Raw genomic sequence first — 18,798 nt, 5'->3', positions numbered from 1 at the left:
TTATTCAAGCGGATTTCATCAGCCGGTGACTCATTGAGGAACCGCAGGCAGTCATGAGGGTCTCATGCTGCGTCCGATAATATTGTTGGGCATTCGCTTGGAACCAAGGTCCCGGATGTGAAGCAGATGACTGATGAAGACTTGCCTGATTACAACCTCTATGGGCTCGAGGAACTGCTTGATGATATTTATGGCCTGCCCGACATCCACATCGATGAACTGGCGGCCTTGCTGGAAATACCCGACAGGATTGTGCAGATCACCTCAATATGGCCCTGGTGATGACAGCCCTTTTTTTACCCGCTACCGACAGTCAACCCGGTGCGCACCCCTGGTCGATCCCTTAATGAGTGGCCAGTGACGCCTTTCCGCCTGCATCCATCCCCTTCATCGCACCCAAAAGAGACTCGTCAGGCCCTCTAAACCCCTCCGCCGTACCGTGCTGGCCGCCCTTGTCGCATCAACGTCGATGGCCTTAAGCTCGGGGCCGTCGAGGTCCAGCCCATCGGTCAGGGCACGGGATTACTGGGGCTACCTGGTGACTACACCCCGCCCAGCCGCTTCCTCAAGGCTACGGCCCTGGCCTTTTCGGCCGTCCCCGTGGCGACCGCGGCGTAGGGTCCAACCTGGCCTTCCACTTCCTGAACGCGGTGGACATCCCCCTCGGCGCGGTGGTGGGAAAGACCCCATCGCGGACGGGCGGCGCACCGACGCTTACCTACGACAAGACGGAATGGGCAACGGTCTATGACCTCCAGCACCGCATCGCCTACTTCCGCACCTATGGCGACCTGACCATCCGCAAGGTGGACCTGAACAAGGTCGATTTTGGCGGCAAGGCGATCCAATACCTGTCCATGCCGACGACCTTGCAAGCCCAGGGCGTGACGCCGGCGGCCGGCTTGTAACGGGCGGGGGCTTCAGATCACCAGTTGCGACCCCAGTTCGACGACGCGGTTGGCCGGGATCTGGAAGAAGTCGCTGGCACTGGTGGCATTCTTGGTCAGGAAGGCGAAGAGGCGGGCGCGCAAGGGCCACATGTGCTGGGTCCTGGTTAACACAATGGATTCCCGGGAGAGGTAAAAGGTCGTGTCCATCAGATTGAAACGTTCGCCGAGAAGTTGGCATTGCGCCAAGGCCGCGGGCACGTCCGGACTCTCCATGAAACCGTAGCGCAGGATGATGCGTTTGAAGCCCTGGCTCATCGGCTGCAATTGCGCGCGGCTCATGGCGCTGACGTAGGGGGTGTGGGTGGTTTCCAGGGTGAGGAGTACCACCCGATCGTGCAGCACCTTATTGTGCTTGAGGTTATGGAGCAGGGCCGAGGGTACGCCCTCCTTGGAACTGGTCAGGAACACGGCCGTGCCCGAGACGCGATGCACGTCACCAATCGATTGCAGAAACTCCTCCATCGGGACGCTCCGCTCGGCCATTTCGTTGGCCACGAGACGGCGGCCACGGCGCCAGGTGGTAAGCACCGTGAAGGCCAGGATGCCGATGGCGAGGGGGAACCAGCCACCACTGGGAATCTTGATGGCGTTGGCGGCAAAAAAGGCAATGTCGATGGTGAGCAGCAGGCCGGCAATGAGCACCACGACCAGCTTGTGCCAACGCCACAGCCAGACCATGACAAAGGCGATGAGAAGCGTATCGATCAGCATGGTTCCCGTGACGGCGAGGCCATAGGCCGAGGCCAGGTTCGACGAATTCTCGAAGCCGATGACGAGGGCCAGGACAGCCAGGCAAATGGTCCAGTTGGTGAAGGGCACATAGATTTGTCCTTCTTCATAGCCCGAGGTATGTACGACCCGCATCCGCGGCAGCAGTCCCATCTGGATCGACTGGCGGGCGAGGGAGAAGGCCCCGGAGATCACGGCTTGCGAGGCAATCACGGTGGCCAGGGTGGACAGCACCACCATGGGTACCCGCGCCCAGTCCGGCACCAGGTAGAAGAAGGGGCTGACGATGGCGCCGGGTTCGGCGAGCAGTAAAGCCCCCTGCCCGAAGTAATTGAGGACCAGAGCCGGCATCACGAAACCGAACCAGGCCAGGCGAATCGGTAACCGACCGAAGTGGCCCATGTCGGTGTAAAGCGCCTCCCCACCCGTGACCGCCAGCACCACCGAGCCCAGGGCGAGAAAGGCCATCAAGGGGTGGGTCTGAATGAAGCCTATGGCATAAGTCGGTAGCAGCGCCATCAGGACGCCCGGATGGTGGCTAATCGCCACTACCCCAAGGAGGCCGAGAATGCCGAACCAGACGATCATAACCGGTCCAAACAAGAGGCCGACGGCACCCGTCCCGCGCTTCTGGATGGCAAACAGCCCCGTGATGATGATGAGGGTGATCGGCATCACATAGGGATCGAACCGGGTGGTCACGATCTCCAGACCCTCGACGGCCGACAGGACGGAAATCGCCGGCGTGATCATGCTGTCGCCATAGAAGAGGGCGGCGGCGAAGATACCCACCAGGGTGATGGCCCAGGCCATGCGCGGATTTCTGGCGCGTTCGGTCACCAGGGCGAGTAGCGCAAGGGAGCCGCCTTCGCCATGATTGTCGGCGCGCATGATGATCATCAGATACTTGATCGAGACCAGCACCATGATCGACCAAAAGACCATGGAGAGCATGCCCAGGATGTTTTCCGGGGTGACCGGAATGGGGTGGTGGCCGTTGAAAATTTCCTTCAAGGCATAGAGCGGGCTGGTGCCGATGTCGCCGAAGACCACCCCGATGGCGGCCAGGGTGATAGCCGGCAGCGCTGGGCGTGCAGCCATACTGTCCTCGGGATGACCTGGTATCTCCGTAACTGTCGCCTTCTTCACGGAGCGGTTCTTTCTGACCTCTTGCCCCAAGGAAAATCCCCTAAACCGACAGGAACCGCTGGTCGATATATCCAACACACCCGGGTTTCAGGTGTTCCGGGCCGGGTAGTGTCTGGCGGGGGACACCGTGAATACGTCCCTGTAGGCTTGACGACAGTATCCCTGCTGTCGACACCCCCGCCAGCCCCCACCCGGCCCTCCTGCGATAGGCCGGCGAGTGACCAGCGCTGGGTATATAGAGTTGGCCTGTCGGCCTTGGGGATACACACGCTTTCTAGCCGATGGTTGAAGGTTAGCGAGTCGGGTTGCCTATCTGAACCCGTCACCGTCTGCGCGCTCGGCGGCCCTCGAAAATCCGTAGCCCGGTATAGGTCAGCATGCCGATGATCACCATGGCCGCGGCGAAGGCGGCATAGGCGACCGGCCAGGGAATCCCCTCCGTCATCATCGAGAACTCGGACATACCGCCCATGCCCGAGATCACATTGATCGGCATGAAAATGACAATAAGGATGGTGAGTTGTTTGATCTCCCGGTTCTGATTGATATTGATGGCTCTATCGGTGGCATTCATCAGGAAGTTGATTTTGTTGAACAGGAACGCCGTGTGCCCATCGAGTGATTCGATGTCGCGCAGGATCTCGTGCACATCGGCATACTGGACCTCGGAAAGAAATTTTTCATGCATCATGAAGGACAAGGCGCGACGGGTATCGAGCACGTCGCGGCGAGTCAGGCCGTTGAGATCCTCGGCCTTGGTGATCACCGCCAGGATCTCCGACGCCTCCTGGTCGCTGGCATGGGAGCCCAGAACCTGCCTGCCCGCCCGATCGAGTTCGGCGTACACGTTTTCCAGGGCATGGGCCGCGTACTCCACATCCGCGGCATAGAGGTCCAGCAATGCATCGGCCCCTTTGCTGACATAGCCCGGACGGGTCCGCGCCCGCGCGCGCTGTAGGCGAAACACCGGCAACTCCTCGCTTCGCACCGTAATCAGAATGTCCTTCTGGAGGATCAAGGCAACCGGGACGTTGCGCGACTCCTCGCGGGTATCAAGCAGGAAATGATGGCCATGGCCTGCCTCGTGAATCTTTTCATGGTGTTCCAGAATTTCCATGGGCATCCTCCTTACTATTGGGGCAATGGTTACTTGGGTTGAACGGTATCCGCCGGACGCAGGAGCCGCTCCCGCACCCAAGCGCCCGCTGGCTTGAGGTGGTCTCCGGACCAGGGACCCTCCGGACAGGTGCCCGGTACCAGCGCGGCACCCGTGTAATCATCGTCGGAGAAGTTCCAGTAGGTCCAACTGATCTTCTTGTGGGCCAGGAAGTCGAGGTATTGCTGGGCACTCGCGAAGTCATTGGGGCCATCCCCCGTGAACCTCTGGGCGCCCCACTCAGTGACGAACACCGGCAAGCTCGCCGCCGCGGTCGCGAGTGCGTCACGATACACCCGATGGTGCGAGCCCGCGTAGAAATGGAACGAGTATAGGATGTTGTCGAAAGTCAGGGGGTTGTTGATCACCGCTTCCGGGCCGCTGGAGCCGGAAATCCCAAACGACGACCAATCCTCCGTGCCCACGATGACGATGCCATCGGGATCGCGGGCGCGGATGAAGGGAATCAACCCCTCGGCGTAGGCCTTGATCCTCGCCCAGTCCACACCGTTGGGCTCGTTGGCGATCTCGTAGAGGACGTTGGGCGTGGCGCCATAACGCCTGGCCATGTGGTCGAAGTAGGTCTTGGCGCCTTCGAGGTTATACCAGGGATCGCCCGGGGTGAGGATGTGCCAGTCGATGAGCGCGTACAGCCCGCGCGCGATGAGCCCGTCGATGATGGTGTCGGCCTGGGCGGTGAAACCGCCTGGGTCGGTCGCGTAGCCGTCCTCCTGCACATAGAGCGAGACGCGCAGGATATCGCTGCCCCAGTCGCTGGCCAGCGCATCGAGGGCAGAGTCGTTGATGCAAGAGCCCCAGCCGTACCACTGGAGGCCGTGGGTACTGATGCCACGCAGTTGGATCGCCACGCCGTCGGAATTGACGAGCTGGGTCCTGACCACGGAGAGTTGACCGTTCCGGGCGACAGGCGTTGTGGTGGGATCCAGGCCACTGCCGCCACCCTGGCTGCTCGTATCAGTGCCGCCGCTCGCGACCGACGCGCTGGATAGCGATGGGCTTGCGGACACTTCGCCTGCTTGGCTCACGCACCCGGCCGCCAGCACCAGCGCCAGCAAAATCTGCCAGGGGAACTTGTTGTTTTGTTGACGACGCTTTACCGGAAAGACTTCCATTCAGGATAATATGCCAGCGGTGGTCATGGAATTTCGCGGGGCCTGACGGCAACGCCGTTCGGGAATTCAATAAAGAGAACAATCAATGCGCAAACACCCATCTTCGCTTGCCATGACCTACGTCTTGCCGTTGTTTGCTTGCCCCCTACTTTATTCGTATGCACTCCATGCCGATACCCACCCATCCCCACCCGAGGACGCATACTTCGACTCGACATTATCCGGGGATTGGGGCGGCTGGCGTGAAAAGCTAAGAAAATCCGGCCTTGAAATAGACATCACCCAAATCTCCGATCTCCTCGGGAATACGGGTGGCAACCAACAGGGATGGTACTACGATGGTCTGCTGGTACCCGAAGTTGACGTGGATCTTGAGCAGCTGTTCGGTTGGAGTGGCGCCAGCCTACATCTTTCAGGCTATGTGACTCAGGGCAAAGGCATTGCCGAACAGAGTAACTTGGGAGCTTTTTTAACCCCTACCAACGTCGAATATACCCCTTCGGTTACAAAGCTTGGGGAACTCTGGTTTCAACAAGAGTTTTTCGATGGTCGGCTAGCCATCAAGCTGGGGCAAATCGAGGCGGATATCAACTTTAATACGAATGCCTCTTCGGATTTTTTGGTCAACAGCTCCTGGGGATGGCTGGGTATCTGGTCCGCCAATCTTCCTGGCGCGGGTCCGACCTATCCCAACCCCGTACCGGCTATCCAGGTGATTCTGACTCCAGATCCGGAATGGACCATCCAGGCTGCCGTGTTCAACGGTAGTCCCACCGGAAACGACCCGCTTGGCAATACCGATGGGCTCCGCTTCCCCCTGGGCCAGAGCGCGCTGACTTTTATTGAATTGGGTTACGAACCAAGTTCACCAGGCAGTGAGTCCCGCTTACCCAATGCCTACAAGCTGGGTGGTTGGTATCACTCCGGGGAATTTTACAGCCTCACGACCGCCGCGAATGGCCGGCCATTGAACGATCCTCATGCCAGCATCGAATCAAAATCCTATTCCGGGAATTATGCCCTTTATGCCACGGCGGAGCAGCCCATCTGGTACGAGACCGATACCCGCGGTCAAGGACTCAATATCTTCGGGACTTTTGCGATCAATCCCCAAGTTGATCGCAATCTGGCCGATTGGCTGTTTGACGTCGGCCTGACTTACACCGGTCTTATCGAGGGCCGGCCCCTTGATCGGACCGGGATTGGCTATACGCGACTTAACATGAGTCCGGCCTACGCCAACGGTATTCGCTCCTTGAATTTCCACACGGGCACGACCTACGCCATACCCAGCCATGAATCATTCCTGGAAATGGGTCATCAAGCCGTGATAAGGCCTTGGCTAAAAGTTCAGCCCTTTTTTCAATACCTGGTCAATCCAGGACAGAACCAATACCCACCCATGGATTATCCCGACCTCACTGTTTTTGGTGTACGCTTCATCCTCTCGCTTTAGGATCCAGGCAGACGGCCATCCGGCCCGTTACCCCCGCGATCCTCCCCGAGGAACAGGTGTAGCCGCACGTTGGCATAGTCCTGGTGGGTCTCGTGCAGACGCCGCCCGAGCTTCAAGGCGCCGGCGCTCACCTGTGCCAAACTGGCCTCCGGCGTAGCCACCAGAAACACCTCCGCCACCAGCCCTTGAGCGGTGTAGTGCGGTACCACCCTATGGATTTCCTGCAAGGGCCATTCCAGAGCGCCGAACCCCTCGATGCGCTCCCGAAGCTGGCCACGGCTAGGGGTGATCCGTTCCACCCCCTCCGTCATATCGGATTCCGACGCGGTCTCGTCGCTGACATCCACATGCACCATCACCGAGGTGATGTCGGAGACCTCCCTGATCAGAGTTTTCTCCACCTCATCGGCAATCTGATGGCCCTCGGAAACCGACAGGAAGGCATCCACGACCAGATGCACATCCACCATGATGTCGGGTCCCATGCGCCGAGCCTTGACCAGGTGGGCGGACTGAACCTCGGGATGGTCGTTGATGAGACGCTGGATGGTGTCGTGGATCTCCTTGTCGATCGCGGTGGACGCGTCGGTAAGCTCGCGCAGGGCCTCGATGGCAATTTCCACCCCCACCTTGCCGACGAAGAAGGCCACGCCGATAGCGGCCACGGGGTCGAGGACCGGCCACCCCATGAGGGCGCCGGCAATACCGACCAGCGCCGCGAAAGAGGCAATGGCATCGCTGCGGTGATGCCAGGCGTTGGCGACGATGATTTTCGAACCGATACGCCGGCCCACGCGGATAGTGTACTGGTACAGCAACTCCTTGATGAGCATGGACCCGGCGGCTATCCAGAGGGCGAGGGCCGCGGGGGCCTCCAGCTCGGGATCCTGAATGCGGCCCACCGCATCCCACACAATACCCACGGCCACCGCCAGCAGGATCAGGGACAGCAGCAGCGTCGCCAGACTCTCGTACTTACCGTGGCCATAGGGGTGATCCGCATCCACCTCCTTGCGGGCGATGCGCATCCCGATCAGCACCACCATATCGAACAGGAGATCGGCCGCCGAATGCAAACCTTCCGCCACCAGCGCGGCGGAGTTGCCCAGGAAGCCGACGATGAGCTTGCCCAAGGTGAGCAGGGTATCGGCGCCCGCCCCGATTTGGGTCACGCGCACGGCCGTCCGATAGTTTTCTTTTTTGACATCAAGGGGTGCGGCATCCACGGCAAGACCTCTGAAAGGGAAGGCTGGAAGAAGGAGTGGGTTGCGCGGCCAATGGCCGGTCGAGTAAGGGTTTCAACCCCTGACCGGCTCTTGCCAATTCCTGGCGGTATTAAGGATCCTGGCAGCCAGGGGGCCTGCCTCGCGGCAAGCCCATTTCCCGTGACTTCAAGGTTATTTCAGAACTCCAGGCCGCGCAGGTAGGCGCGGAAATCCTCGCCCAAGTCCTTGTGGGCCAGACCCAATTCGACCTGGGCCTGAAGGTAGCCGAGCTTGCTGCCGCAGTCGTAGCGCTTGCCGCGGAAGGGGTAGGCGATGACGGGCTCATCCTGAAGCAGGGCGGAGATGGCGTCGGTGAGCTGGATCTCGCCGCCCTTGCCGCGCCCGGTGGTCTCCAGCTTGGCGAAGATACGCGGGGTGAGCAGGTAACGGCCAACCACGGCGAGGTTGGACTTGGCGTCCTGGGGCGCGGGTTTTTCGACGATGGAGGTGACCCGCAATTCGCCATCCCGCCCCTTTTCGGTCTCGACGATACCGTACTTGTTGGTCTCATCCCAGGGCACTTCTTCGACACACAGCACCGAGCAGCCATAACGTTCGTAAACGTCGGCCATCTGGGCCACGACGCCCTGGCCATCACCCTTGATGAGGTCATCCGCAAGCAGGACGGCAAAGGGCTCGTGCCCCACCACGGGCTTGGCGCAGAGGACGGCATGGCCCAGACCCAGGGCCTCGGCCTGGCGCAGGTAGATACAGGTCACATGGGGTGGCAAGATGTTGCGGACGATGTCCAGCAGGTCCTTTTTACCGGCGTTGCTGAGTTCGGCCTCCACCTCGTAGGCCTTGTCGAAATGGTCCTCGATGGAGCGCTTGGCCCGACCGGTCACGAAGATCAACTGCGAAATGCCGGCCGCCTCGGACTCCTCCGCCGCGTACTGGATGAGTGGCTTATCCACTACCGGCAACATCTCCTTGGGGCTGGCCTTGGTGGCCGGCAAGAAGCGGGTCCCCAGACCCGCGACGGGAAATACGGCTTTGCGAATTATGGCCATCGGAAACCTTCGCTCGATGTGATGGCCCCTCATCCTGGGCGATGCCGGGGCTGGCGTGACTAAGAAAGCCCAGGGTCCGGCCAGGAACCCTGGACCAACCCTCATCCTGGTTAGGATCCTAATTCGTTCTCGATCATGGTCAGCGCCGCCAGGGATCGGCGGCCGCCGTGATGGGCCGGCCAATGACCAGGTAATCCGCACCGGCGGCCCGGGCCTCGGCGGGGGTCATGACCCGCTTCTGATCACCGACGGCGGCCCCCGCGGGACGGACGCCCGGGGTCACCAGCCGGAAGCCGGGCCCCAGGGCGGCGCGCACGGGCGCCGCTTCCTGGGGGGAACAGACCACGCCGTCGAGACCCGCATCCCGGGCCAGGGTGGCGAGGCGCAGCACCCGCTGGCGGGGCTCGCCGGGGCAGCCGATGGCCTCCAGGTCGCTGGCGTCCAGGCTGGTCAGGACGGTGACGGCGATGAGCAGGGGCGGATTGGCCCGCTGGGCCAAGGCCTCCCGCGCGGCCTCCATCATGCGGCGACCGCCGGAGGCATGGAGGTTGGTCATCCAGACCCCCAGGTCCGCCGCCGCGACGCAGGCGGCCGCCACCGTGTTGGGGATATCGTGGAATTTGAGGTCGAGAAAGACCTGGAAACCCCATGCCGCCCAGGCGATCGACCAAGGCCGGGCCGCAGCGGGTGAACATCTCCTTGCCGACCTTGAGGCGGCAGCGGCGCGGGTCCAGGCGCTCGACCAGGGCCAGGGCGGGTTCCTGGCGCGCAAAGTCCAGGGCAACGATGATGCGCGGTTCTTGCTCCAACTGGATTTCCCCCTTTTAGACCTGTTTCCCCGGCTTACCTAGACAACCGCCGCTTCCAAGCCATCGCCGAGGGTAGCGGGCTGGACCGGCAGAATACTGGCCCAGTGCTTACAGCCGGGGCACTGCCAGTGGAGACGGCGGGCGACGAAACCGCAATGATCGCACTGATAGCGGGGCTGGCGCGAGCGCAGATAGCGCGCGACCCGGCCTAGGGTTCGCAGCATGTCCAGGGCCTCGGCCCCCTCGGCGCTCAGGGGCAGTTCACGCAGTTCCAGCAGGCGCTCGACGGCGGCCAGGTCGGCGTGGCCGCCCACATAATCGACCAGCAGGCGGATCGCGGGCTGACGCCCCTCGACCCGCTCGACCGCATCGGCCATGGCCAACAGCAAGGCGCCGTTGGGATGTTCGCGATGCAGGGCGCGCAGGGTCTCCAGCAGGTCCGAGGGTGGGCGGCCACGAAAGGCCTCCAGCAGCCCCGGGAGGATTTCGGGCAGGAAGTGGGGCCCCTGGTCGCCGACCCGGCGGTAGAGATGGATGGCGCGGTCCGCCTCGCCGCGGTCCAGGACGAGGCGCGCCTGAAGCAGGGTGGCGCGGACGCAGCCCGGGTCCGTCGCCAGGGCATTGCGCAGACAGGTTTCGGCGCCTTCGTCGTCACCCTGGCGCAGGGCCTCCTCCGCCAGTTCGCACTGGTAATGGGCCATGGCGGGGCCCATGGACTCGCCGAGCCGGCTTTGGAGCCGGTCGGCGGTCTCCAGGCAGCGGCGCCAGTCCTTTTCTTGCTGAAAGATGTCGAGCAGACTGGTCAGGGCCAGGCGGCGATGGTCGCGAAATCCCGTCAGCTCCTCGAAGAGGCGTTCGGCGCGGTCGAAGAGGCCAGCGCGCAGGTAGTCCTGAGCCAATTCCCGCAGGGCCAGGGCCCGCAGGGGCTTGGGGAGATCCTGGCGGGCCATGAGGCCCTGATGAACGCGGATGGCCCGGTCCACCTCCCCCCGGCGACGAAAGAGCCCCCCCAGGGCCAACTGCACCTCGGCCGTCTCGCTGTCCATCTCCGCCAGCTTGACGAAGACATCGATGGCCTTGTCCGGCTGGTCGTCGAGCAGATAGTTGAGTCCACGAAAATAGGCGGGGTCGGGGGCCCCGCCCCCGCCAGCGCGCTGGGCGCTCCGCGTCGCGGCCCACCAGCCAGAGGCGGCGGCCATGGGCAGGAGCAGCAGGATCCATTCGCTCATGACGGCGGGGCAAACCTGTTTAGGGGTGAGGGGGGAGAGAGCTTAGGCGCGGGTGAATCCACGGCATCTGTGTCCGAAGCCCGGAAGATGCGGCTATGATAGCAGGCAAGGAGCCGGCGAGACTGGCCCGACCCCAGGGATTGCCCCCCGGCACTGGGAGGCGGGAACCGCCGGCCCGTTAAACGACAACCATCGGGAGTCCATCCATGCCAGAACTCAAGGGCAAGGTCGCTATCGTCACCGGCGCCGCCGGCAATCTCGGTCAGGCCGTCTGCCAGGCCCTGGCCGCCCAAGGGGCGAGCATCGCCCTCCTTGGCCACCATGTCGAGGCCCTGGAGGCCACGCGCGCAGGCCTGGTGGGTATCGAGAGCGCCGCCTTCACCGTCGATCTCATCGATCCCCAAGGGGTGAATGAGGCCATCGCCGCCGTCATGACGCGCTTCGGTCGCATCGACATCCTAGCCAATGTCGCCGGTGGCTTCACCATGGGGCCACCCCTCCACGAGACCCCGGACGCGGACTGGGACCAGATGATGGACCTCAATGCCCGGACCGTCTTCAATAGCTGCCGCGCCGTCATCCCCCACCTCCTGGCGGCGGGCGGCGGCATCATCGTCAACGTGGCCGCCCGTGCCGCCCTGAAAGGCCAGGGTCACATGGCCCCCTACTGCGCCGCCAAGTCCGTGGTCATCCGCCTTACCGAGAGCCTGGCCGAGGAGCATCGGGATGCTGGCATCCGGGTGAATTGCGTCCTTCCCGGCACCCTGGACACCCCCCAGAATCGCGCCGCCATGCCGGACGCGGACCCGAGCCGCTGGGTGACCACCGCCGCCCTCGCCGACGTCATCCTCTTCCTGGTCTCCGACGCCGCCCGCGCCGTCAGCGGGGCCGCCATTCCCGTTTACGGGCAGAGTTGACCCCAGGTCACCCATGAGCACCCCCCACCCTACCGGTTGGCGGCGATCTGGCGTCCTGGCGGCGCTGGTCCTAGCGTCCGGGCTGTCCTCGGCTCAGCCCTTGTTGGACGAGAATACCCAGCGATTGCTGGTCGAGGCCGTGAGCGCCGCCGCCGATTTCGATCTTTATAACGCCCGCTGCCGGAGTGACCAGTCCGGTCGCCGCACCGACAACCTGAACAAGACCCTGGCCAGCAAGTTCCGCATGACGGTGCTGGAGGTCCAGGACGATTTCTTCCCCGAAGGCTCCTACCGCCGCGCCCAGACGCGGTTACAGGAAGAATTTCTCGCCCGGCTCAAGGAGGCCGGCGGCTGCGCCGGCGCCAAGGAGGCGGGCATGCCCGCGGCCTTGGGGGAACGCTACGACACCCTCATCCGCCAAATCGAGCGCCTGCCCTGATACGGGCGCCGGCCGTTAGCGCCCTTCCTTGCGCATCTGGTCCAGACGGGACTGGGCGAGACGGGCCTCGCCACTTTGGGGGAAGCGGCGGACAACCTCCTCCAGGGTGATGCGGGCGGCCTTGGGGTCCTTGGCGTCGTCCTGGATGTAACCAATCTTGAGCAGGGCGCCCGGCACCTTGGAACTCTTGGGATAGTCCTTGAGGACGCCCTGGAATTCCGCAAGGGCCGCCGGGATGTTGCGATTGACGTAATGGGTCTCGGCGAGCCAGAAGTGGGCCTTGTCGGCATTCGCGCTATCAGGATACCGGGCCAGAAAGTCGGTCAGGGCGACGGAGGCCTCCTCGAAACGCCGCTGCTTGAGCGGCTCGACGGCCTTGATATAGGCCTCCTGCTCGCCCGACGACAGCGGGGGGGCCTGCTCCGCCACCGGCGGCGGGGCCACCGCGGCGGGCTGGGTCTCCTCGGGCTCCCCGGGCTCGGGGGTCGCGACGGACAAGAGCGGCGGCACCTGTGACTCGACACCCGCGCGAGGCCTCGCTACCTCCCCCACGGCGGAGGGCTGCCCCCGAGCCACTGCCGGGGCCGCTGGCACCACCGCTTGATCGACCGGGGGTTCCCCAGCCTGGGCCCCCTGCCCCGCCGGACCACTCAAAGGGCTCGCCCCTTGCAGCCGTTTGAGGTTTTCCAGTTCGTATTTTTGCTGCTCCACCAAGCCACGCAGCCGTTGGAGTTCTCGCTCCATGCCCTGCATCTGGAGGGTCAGATCGGAACCCCGCTGGTTGTCGAGCATATTTTCGATGCGGGTCACGCGACCCTCGATATCGGCGGCGGACGACCAGGCTGGCGACAGGGCGATCAGGCTGACGATGGCGAGGGAAAGGCGATGGCGATTCATAGAGATGGCCTCAATAAACAAGTTCGACGCGGCGATTCAACGCCCAGATCTGTTCGCCCTGACCGGGCTGGGTGGGCTTTTCCTCGCCAAAGGTCAGAATCCCGAGCTGAGGCTCGGCCGCGCCCTCGGCGCGCATGAAGCGCCGCACGGCACCGGCGCGATCCTCGGCGAGGGCCAGATTATATTCGCGGGTCCCGCGCTCGTCGGTATGCCCCTCCAGCATCACCTTGGCCTTGGGGGTGGTGGCGATATAACGGGCGTGGGCCCGCAAAACCTCGACAAACTCAGGCTTGATGTTGCTGTTATCGTAATCGAAGTAGATGACCCGCTGGGACAGGGGGCTGTTAGGGTCATTCAATCCTGGGGGCGGGGCGCGGTCGGCCACCCCGACGGTGACGGCGGCCCCGCCGCCTGAAACGGTTTTGGGTGCGGTCGTTTGGGTGAGCTCGCTGGCACATCCAGCGAGCCCCAGGGCCGCGATCATCAGGACGGCAATCGGGGTGATAGGCTTATTCATGGGCTTGCTCCAGGTGGCGCCGATCAGGGTGGCGGAGGGGACCAGGCGGGCTCGCGCACCTCGCTCGCATCCTGGGAGAGACGCTGGCCCACCTTGCCATCGGTGGAGACCACGGCCAGGACGCCGCGACCGTTGCTCTGGGTGGCGTAAATTACCATGCTGCCATTCGGCGCGAAACTCGGCGACTCGTCTAGCCCTCCCCGGCTCAGCAGGCGCGTGGCGCGCGTCGCCAGGTCCATGAGGGCGATGCGAAACTGGCCATTGACGCGGGTCACCATCACCAGGGAGCGCCCGTCCGGCGACAGAGAGGCGCGGCCGTTATAGTCGCGCTCGAAGGTCACGCGCGTGGCCTCGCCACCCGTGGCGGGCATGCGATAGATCTGGGGATCGCCGCCCCGCCCGGAGGTGAAGTAGATCTCGCTGCCATCCGGTGACCAGGCCGCCTCGGTGTCGATGCCGGGGCTATTCGTGAGGCGCGTAGTCGCGCGGGAGTAGAGGTCAAGGACATAAATCTCCGGATTGCCGTCCCGGGAGAGCGTCAGGGCCAGGCGGTTGCCATCCGGCGACCAGGCCGGGGAGCTGTTGATGCCCGGGAAGGAGGCCACCCGCTCGCGCCGGCCCGTGGCCAACTCCTGGACGAAGACGGCGGTCTGACGACTCTCGAAGGAGACGTAGGCCAGGCGACGGCCATCCGGCGACCAGGCCGGGGACATGAGGGGTTCCTTGGAGGAGACGATGGTCTGGGGATTATGGCCGTCCGCGTCCGCTACCCGCAGGGTCACCCGCTGACCATCCACCCCCCACTCGCTGGTGACATAGGCCAGGCGGCTGGTAAAGGCGCCAGGGGCGCCGGTGAGACGCTCGTAGATGATGTCCGCGATCCGGTGGGCGGTGTAGCGCAGTTCGGCGGGACTGCTTGGCAGGCTCATGATCGCCAGTTGCTCGCCGCTATAAACATCAATGAGCGCGAAGTCCACCTGGTACAGGCCGTCGGGCCGACGGTTGATCTGACCCACCACCAGATTATTCATGGCCAGCACGCGCCAATCCCGCAGATCCACCGCCTCCGCCGTCTGGGGATTAGCCGGCATATCCCCGCGTGGCAGGGGCTTGAAACGGCCGGTACGCCCCAGATCGGCGGCGATCACCTGGGCCAGGTCTTCCATGGTCCCGCCCACGCCCTCCGGGGCACCGAAGGGCACCACGGCGATGGGCTGTGCCCCTTCCTGGCCGCCAACGATCTCGATGGTCAAGTCAGCCAGCGCGGGCCTGGCCAGCCCGACCAGCAGCAGGGAGAGAAGGAAGAGTCTTTTCATGGGTAGCGGGTCTCTTGACGTGATCATCCTTAAGGCTTGAAGACGAACTTGAAATCGCGAAACTCCTCGAACAGGCGGCCCGGGGGGACAGGTAGCGGCGAGGCCTTATAGATAGCGGCGACCACGGAACGATCGTAGGCCAGATCGCCACTGGGGTTCAGGATGCGGACGCTATCGGGCACGACATCGCCACTCGGCAGCAGTTGGACCCCGACGGTGCAGGAAAGATCGCGCCGACTGCCGGGGGGGTGGACCCAGAAGGGCTGGATACGGTTGCGGATGGCGGCGGCGTAGTACTGGATCTCGCTGGCCAGGGGTTCCGCCGGCTCTGGGCTTTCCGCTCTCTGCGCCTCCGCCAGGGCCGCCGCGGCTAATTCCTCCTCCTGGGCCAGTCGCGCGGCCTCCTCGGCCTGGCGACGGGCCTCCCGCTCCGCCTGGCGTTGCTCCTCGGCCTGACGCTTTTGCTCTGCTTGCCGCCTTGCCGCCTCCTCCGCCTCCTCCGCCTGCCGTTTACTTTCGGCAAGACGAGCCGCTTCTTCAAGCTGGCGGTTTTGCTCCGCCTGCCGCGCAGCCTCTTCCGCTTGACGCTTTTCCTCGGCCTGGCGCTTGGCCATCTCTTCGGCCAAACGCTTTTCCTCGGCCTGACGCTTGGCCATCTCCTCGGCCAGACGCCGTTCCTCGGCCAAACGTTTTTGCTCGGCCTGAAGCCTTGCTGTCTCCTCGGCTTGGCGCTTGGCCTGCTCCTCGGCCTGGCGCTTTTCCTCGGCTTGGCGCTTAGCCTCCTGCTCGGCCTGACGTCTCTCCTCGGCCTGGCGCTTGGCCATCTCCTCAGCCAGACGTTTTCCTCGGCCTGGCGCTTTTGCCCGGCCTGAAGCCTTGCCGTCTCCTCGGCCTGACGCTGGGCCTCGATCTGGGCGAGTCGTTCCTGCTCCTCCTGGCGTTGGCGTTCCTCCGCCGCTTGCTGGCGTTCGCTCTCTTCCACCTGGGCGCGCTCCTCGGCCGCCTGACGCTCACGCTCCGCCGCCTGGCGCTCCACTTCCCGGCTGGCTTGCTCCCGCTCGTCCCTGGCCTGATCCAGGCGCTCGGCCTCGGACTTCAGGGTTCCGGCATCGACGATAGTCGCCTGCACCACCTGGGGCCTGGCGACCTGCTCCGCCCCCCAATCCAGCCAGTCCACACCCGTCAGGGCGAGAATAGCCAGGACCAGGTGCAGCAGGATGGCCGCGATGAGGGCGCCTGGATTGCGGCGCGCCGTCTGCCACATATCAAGGCTCTGGGCGCTCCGGCGGCACCGTGATCAGCCCGACGCTTGGCGCCCCGGCGCCTTGGGCCAGCACCATGGCCTGGACCACCTTGCCATAATCCACGGCGGCATCGCCCTTGACCAGGATGGGCAGTTTGGGGTTATGCCGCAGGACGGTCCCGAGCCGGCCCTGCAGGGTCACGGCATCGACCGGCAGATTGCGTTCCTCACCCAGGTCCAGGTAGAAATCGCCAAACTGGTCCACGGTGATGACGACCGGATCCGTGGTCTCCCCGCTAATGACCTCGGCCTCGGCCTTGGGCAATTCGACATTCACGCCCTGGGTAATGAGGGGCGCCGTGACCATGAAGATCACCAGCAGCACCAGCATAACGTCGATGTAGGGCACCACATTGATCTCGGCGATGGGCCGGCGGCGCACACGCTTCGTTCTCATCTCAATTCCCCGTTTATGGTCTGGGCCGGTGGTCAGCCGCGCCCCTGGCGTTGCAGCAGGGTTGAGAATTCTTCCATGAATTCCTCGTAGCGATTGTTGATGCGCTCGACCCGGTCGGCGAAGCGGTTGTAGGCGATGACCGCGGGGATGGCGGCAAAGAGGCCGATGGCCGTCGCCACCAGGGCCTCGGAGATGCCCGGAGCGACCAGGGCCAGGGTGGCCTGCTTGACATTTCCCAGGGCGTGAAAGGAGTGCATGATGCCCCAGACGGTGCCAAAGAGGCCGATGTAGGGGCTGGTGGAGCCGACGGTGGCCAGAAAGGAGAGATTGGTCTCCAACCGGTCCATCTCCCGGCTCAAGGCGACGCGCATGGAGCGATCGGCGCCCTGGATGACCGCCATGGGGTCGCCATCCTCGCCCTTGCGCAGCCGCACATACTCCTTGAAACCCGAGCGGAAGATGGCGGCGAGGCCGGTCAGGGACTTGTCGTCCTGGCCCAGGTCGCGATAGAGGGCGCTGAGGTCCCCGCCGGACCAGAAACGGCGTTCGAATTCCTCCGCCGCCCGGGCCGCCTTGCGCAACACCCGCGCGCGATCGAAGATCATGGTCCAGGACAGGATCGAGGCCAGCACCAGAATCAGCAGTACGAACTGCACCACGAAACTGGCGTGCAGGACCAGATCCAGGAGGGAAAGCTCAGCATACATCGGCGATCTCCGCCAGCAGTTGTGGGGGCAGGGGTTTAGGCCTGAGGCTGTCACTGGCCACGCAGGCGATCTTGATCAGGCCCCGGCAGCAGAGGGCGCCATCAAGGACCCTGCGCACCTCCTGATCAAAATCCAGGCTGGCCCCGCCACGGCGGGCAATGGCCACGCTCACGGTGAGCAGGTCATCGAGCCGGGCGCCGCGGCGATAGTCCAGACTCGCGGCGCGCACGATAAAACCCAGGTTCAGGCTAGCGCGAACGGCCCCCTGTTCAAGGCCAATCTCCCGCAGCCACTCGGTACGGGCACGCTCCATGAAACGGAGATAGCTCGCGTGATAGACCACGCCACCGGCGTCGGTATCCTCGTAATAGACCCGCACCCGCCAGATAAAGGGCGGGTTTCGCTCCTGATGGGACACTGCAATGGGCCTGCCAGGGCATGACTGGGGGCCTATCATTTTAGCAAAAACCCTAATCCCCTTGCCAGCGGCGGCGACAACCAGTCAACGGGGTATTTCGGTCGGATTTGTGATCATGACTGCCGCAACCCACAGCCACGAGACGGCGTTGTCTCGCGAGGATCGGTTACCTTCGCTGTGAGCGTGACCCCCAGTGCTTTGCAGACCCGCTGCACGGTGTCCAGCCGCGGCTGGGCATTCGGGCGCAGGGCCTTGTAGAGGGCTTCGCGCTTGAGGCCGGAGGCTTTGGCGATTTCCGTCATGCCGCGTGCCTTGGCGATGTGCCCGAGCGCGGCGGCAAGCTCTCCTGGCTCGCCGTCCTCAAGTACCTGACGCAGATACTCCGCCACATCCTCATCGGTGCCGAGGTACTGGGCCATGTCGAATTCCGGTAGATCGGCAACTTTGATTTTGTTGGTCATCGAAGCTAATTCCTCTAAGTTGGCTGCCAAGGTTTTTGCCGCCACGATATCGGCAGCCTGACTGTTTTTATCGCCACCGGACGCATGGCGAGCCTAATGACGGCGCAGGCGGGTACCGCGATGGGGAGTTGGACTTTAGTCCGACCCGCAGTGGGGGTGGGCGAGGCTCATGATCTACCACAGGTGGAGCGTCGTCGGCCTGATCCCCTGGGCGGGCTATGCCCCGCTGGGGCTGAAGCCATGGTTGTCGCTGCGCGACATTTATGCCCGCTATCTCTGCGTGGGAATGCCGCCCGCGTGTCAGTGGTGAGCAGGGTCAGGCCTTCTACGCGGGCCTGGGCGATCAGCAAGCGGTCGAAGGGGTTCGAGCAGCAGGATCAGGGTGCGCCGACCAGGAACTGGGCCTCGATCTCGTCCTGACCCATGCGGTCAAACCCCTCCGGGACTCGGATCTCCCCCGCGAGGAAGCCGAGCCGATGTTGGGTGCCGGCCTCTTGCCGTTGCCGCGGCACCACTTTGACCAAGGAGGTACTCGCCTTA

At 63.7% G+C, this 18,798-nt stretch carries 23 protein-coding genes and 1 pseudogene; 8 read left to right on the top strand and 16 right to left on the bottom strand.

Going from position 1 to position 18,798, the window contains the following annotated elements; genetic code table 11:
• Positions 1 to 126: 126 nt before the first annotated feature.
• From IPN92_13500 to IPN92_13490, 3 genes are all read left to right on the top strand, one after another.
• Positions 127 to 282 carry a hypothetical protein gene (locus IPN92_13500; protein ID MBK8639233.1) on the top strand — a complete coding sequence of 52 codons (156 nt, stop codon included), beginning with the start codon at positions 127 to 129 and terminating at the stop codon, positions 280 to 282.
• 177 nt (positions 283 to 459) lie between these two features.
• Positions 460 to 618, top strand: a complete 159-nt coding sequence (locus IPN92_13495; protein MBK8639232.1) for a linear amide C-N hydrolase — start codon at positions 460 to 462, stop codon at positions 616 to 618.
• A 32-nt stretch (positions 619 to 650) separates the two neighbouring features.
• The gene (locus IPN92_13490; protein MBK8639231.1) at positions 651 to 908 is read left to right on the top strand and encodes a hypothetical protein; all 258 of its coding nucleotides are present in this window, start codon (positions 651 to 653) and stop codon (positions 906 to 908) included.
• 12 nt (positions 909 to 920) lie between these two features.
• Here the strand turns inward: IPN92_13490 and IPN92_13485 are convergent, their stop codons facing one another.
• From IPN92_13485 to IPN92_13475, 3 genes are all read right to left on the bottom strand, one after another.
• The gene (locus tag IPN92_13485; protein ID MBK8639230.1) at positions 921 to 2,780 is read right to left on the bottom strand and encodes a potassium transporter Kup; all 1,860 of its coding nucleotides are present in this window, start codon (positions 2,778 to 2,780) and stop codon (positions 921 to 923) included.
• A 370-nt stretch (positions 2,781 to 3,150) separates the two neighbouring features.
• Positions 3,151 to 3,951 carry a hypothetical protein gene (locus IPN92_13480; protein ID MBK8639229.1) on the bottom strand — a complete coding sequence of 267 codons (801 nt, stop codon included), beginning with the start codon at positions 3,949 to 3,951 and terminating at the stop codon, positions 3,151 to 3,153.
• Between the two features lie 23 nt (positions 3,952 to 3,974).
• On the bottom strand, positions 3,975 to 5,117 hold the full coding sequence (locus IPN92_13475; GenBank protein ID MBK8639228.1) for a glycoside hydrolase family 5 protein: 1,143 nt from the start codon (positions 5,115 to 5,117) through the stop codon (positions 3,975 to 3,977).
• Between the two features lie 85 nt (positions 5,118 to 5,202).
• On the opposite strand from IPN92_13475, the gene IPN92_13470 reads away from it, so the two are divergent.
• Entirely contained in the window at positions 5,203 to 6,573 is a 1,371-nt protein-coding gene (locus IPN92_13470) for a carbohydrate porin (protein MBK8639227.1), read from the top strand.
• Here the strand turns inward: IPN92_13470 and IPN92_13465 are convergent.
• The 4 genes and pseudogenes from IPN92_13465 to lapB all read right to left on the bottom strand — a co-directional run bounded on the left by IPN92_13465 (position 6,570) and on the right by lapB (position 10,886).
• The gene (locus IPN92_13465; protein MBK8639226.1) at positions 6,570 to 7,799 is read right to left on the bottom strand and encodes a cation transporter; all 1,230 of its coding nucleotides are present in this window, start codon (positions 7,797 to 7,799) and stop codon (positions 6,570 to 6,572) included. The genes IPN92_13470 and IPN92_13465 overlap by 4 nt on opposite strands.
• A gap of 176 nt (positions 7,800 to 7,975) precedes the next feature.
• Positions 7,976 to 8,848: a UTP--glucose-1-phosphate uridylyltransferase GalU gene (gene galU, locus IPN92_13460; protein MBK8639225.1), complete on the bottom strand. Its 873-nt coding sequence runs from the start codon at positions 8,846 to 8,848 to the stop codon at positions 7,976 to 7,978.
• Positions 8,849 to 8,987: 139 nt separating this feature from the next.
• Positions 8,988 to 9,663 (bottom strand): annotated as a pseudogene (pyrF, locus tag IPN92_13455) (orotidine-5'-phosphate decarboxylase).
• Between the two features lie 32 nt (positions 9,664 to 9,695).
• Positions 9,696 to 10,886: a lipopolysaccharide assembly protein LapB gene (lapB, locus tag IPN92_13450; GenBank protein MBK8639224.1), complete on the bottom strand. Its 1,191-nt coding sequence runs from the start codon at positions 10,884 to 10,886 to the stop codon at positions 9,696 to 9,698.
• 206 nt (positions 10,887 to 11,092) lie between these two features.
• On the opposite strand from lapB, the gene IPN92_13445 reads away from it, so the two are divergent.
• Together IPN92_13445 and IPN92_13440 are read left to right on the top strand one after the other, a co-directional pair.
• Complete coding sequence (locus tag IPN92_13445; protein ID MBK8639223.1) at positions 11,093 to 11,803, top strand: SDR family oxidoreductase; 711 nt, start codon at positions 11,093 to 11,095, stop codon at positions 11,801 to 11,803.
• A gap of 64 nt (positions 11,804 to 11,867) precedes the next feature.
• Complete coding sequence (locus tag IPN92_13440) at positions 11,868 to 12,242, top strand: hypothetical protein (GenBank protein ID MBK8639222.1); 375 nt, start codon at positions 11,868 to 11,870, stop codon at positions 12,240 to 12,242.
• A 15-nt stretch (positions 12,243 to 12,257) separates the two neighbouring features.
• Here IPN92_13440 and ybgF read toward each other — a convergent pair whose 3' ends face one another.
• The 4 genes from ybgF to tolA are packed head-to-tail and all read right to left on the bottom strand — an operon-like array spanning position 12,258 to position 15,796.
• A complete protein-coding gene (gene ybgF / locus IPN92_13435) occupies positions 12,258 to 13,139 on the bottom strand; it encodes a tol-pal system protein YbgF (GenBank protein MBK8639221.1) in 882 nt (293 codons plus the stop codon).
• Between the two features lie 10 nt (positions 13,140 to 13,149).
• Positions 13,150 to 13,656: an OmpA family protein gene (locus tag IPN92_13430; protein ID MBK8639220.1), complete on the bottom strand. Its 507-nt coding sequence runs from the start codon at positions 13,654 to 13,656 to the stop codon at positions 13,150 to 13,152.
• 23 nt (positions 13,657 to 13,679) lie between these two features.
• Positions 13,680 to 14,972, bottom strand: a complete 1,293-nt coding sequence (gene tolB, locus IPN92_13425; protein ID MBK8639219.1) for a Tol-Pal system beta propeller repeat protein TolB — start codon at positions 14,970 to 14,972, stop codon at positions 13,680 to 13,682.
• A 29-nt stretch (positions 14,973 to 15,001) separates the two neighbouring features.
• A complete protein-coding gene (gene tolA / locus IPN92_13420; GenBank protein ID MBK8639218.1) occupies positions 15,002 to 15,796 on the bottom strand; it encodes a cell envelope integrity protein TolA in 795 nt (264 codons plus the stop codon).
• 35 nt (positions 15,797 to 15,831) lie between these two features.
• Here tolA and IPN92_13415 point away from each other — a divergent pair, with 35 nt between their 5' ends.
• On the top strand, positions 15,832 to 16,269 hold the full coding sequence (locus IPN92_13415; protein MBK8639217.1) for a hypothetical protein: 438 nt from the start codon (positions 15,832 to 15,834) through the stop codon (positions 16,267 to 16,269).
• Here the strand turns inward: IPN92_13415 and tolR are convergent.
• The 4 genes from tolR to IPN92_13395 form a co-directional block, all read right to left on the bottom strand.
• A complete protein-coding gene (tolR, locus tag IPN92_13410; GenBank protein MBK8639216.1) occupies positions 16,238 to 16,672 on the bottom strand; it encodes a protein TolR in 435 nt (144 codons plus the stop codon). The genes IPN92_13415 and tolR overlap by 32 nt on opposite strands.
• A 32-nt stretch (positions 16,673 to 16,704) precedes the next feature.
• Positions 16,705 to 17,379 carry a protein TolQ gene (gene tolQ / locus IPN92_13405; GenBank protein MBK8639215.1) on the bottom strand — a complete coding sequence of 225 codons (675 nt, stop codon included), beginning with the start codon at positions 17,377 to 17,379 and terminating at the stop codon, positions 16,705 to 16,707.
• Positions 17,369 to 17,836, bottom strand: a complete 468-nt coding sequence (gene ybgC, locus IPN92_13400) for a tol-pal system-associated acyl-CoA thioesterase (protein MBK8639214.1) — start codon at positions 17,834 to 17,836, stop codon at positions 17,369 to 17,371. Before ybgC ends, tolQ begins: the two co-directional genes overlap by 11 nt.
• Before the next feature lie 74 nt (positions 17,837 to 17,910).
• Positions 17,911 to 18,258: a putative addiction module antidote protein gene (locus tag IPN92_13395; GenBank protein MBK8639213.1), complete on the bottom strand. Its 348-nt coding sequence runs from the start codon at positions 18,256 to 18,258 to the stop codon at positions 17,911 to 17,913.
• Positions 18,259 to 18,427: 169 nt separating this feature from the next.
• Between IPN92_13395 and IPN92_13390 the strand changes: the two genes are divergently transcribed.
• Positions 18,428 to 18,568, top strand: coding sequence for a hypothetical protein (locus tag IPN92_13390; GenBank protein MBK8639212.1), 141 nt, complete (start codon positions 18,428 to 18,430; stop codon positions 18,566 to 18,568).
• A gap of 67 nt (positions 18,569 to 18,635) precedes the next feature.
• Here the strand turns inward: IPN92_13390 and IPN92_13385 are convergent, their stop codons facing one another.
• Positions 18,636 to 18,782, bottom strand: a complete 147-nt coding sequence (locus tag IPN92_13385; protein ID MBK8639211.1) for a hypothetical protein — start codon at positions 18,780 to 18,782, stop codon at positions 18,636 to 18,638.
• Between the last annotated feature and the right edge of the window lie 16 nt (positions 18,783 to 18,798).

It is taken from the genome of Chromatiaceae bacterium (assembly GCA_016714645.1).
Taxonomy (GTDB): Bacteria; Pseudomonadota; Gammaproteobacteria; order Chromatiales; family Chromatiaceae; genus M0108.
The sequence above is the reverse complement of the archived record's forward strand: the minus strand, read 5'-3'. Positions and strand labels throughout refer to the sequence as shown.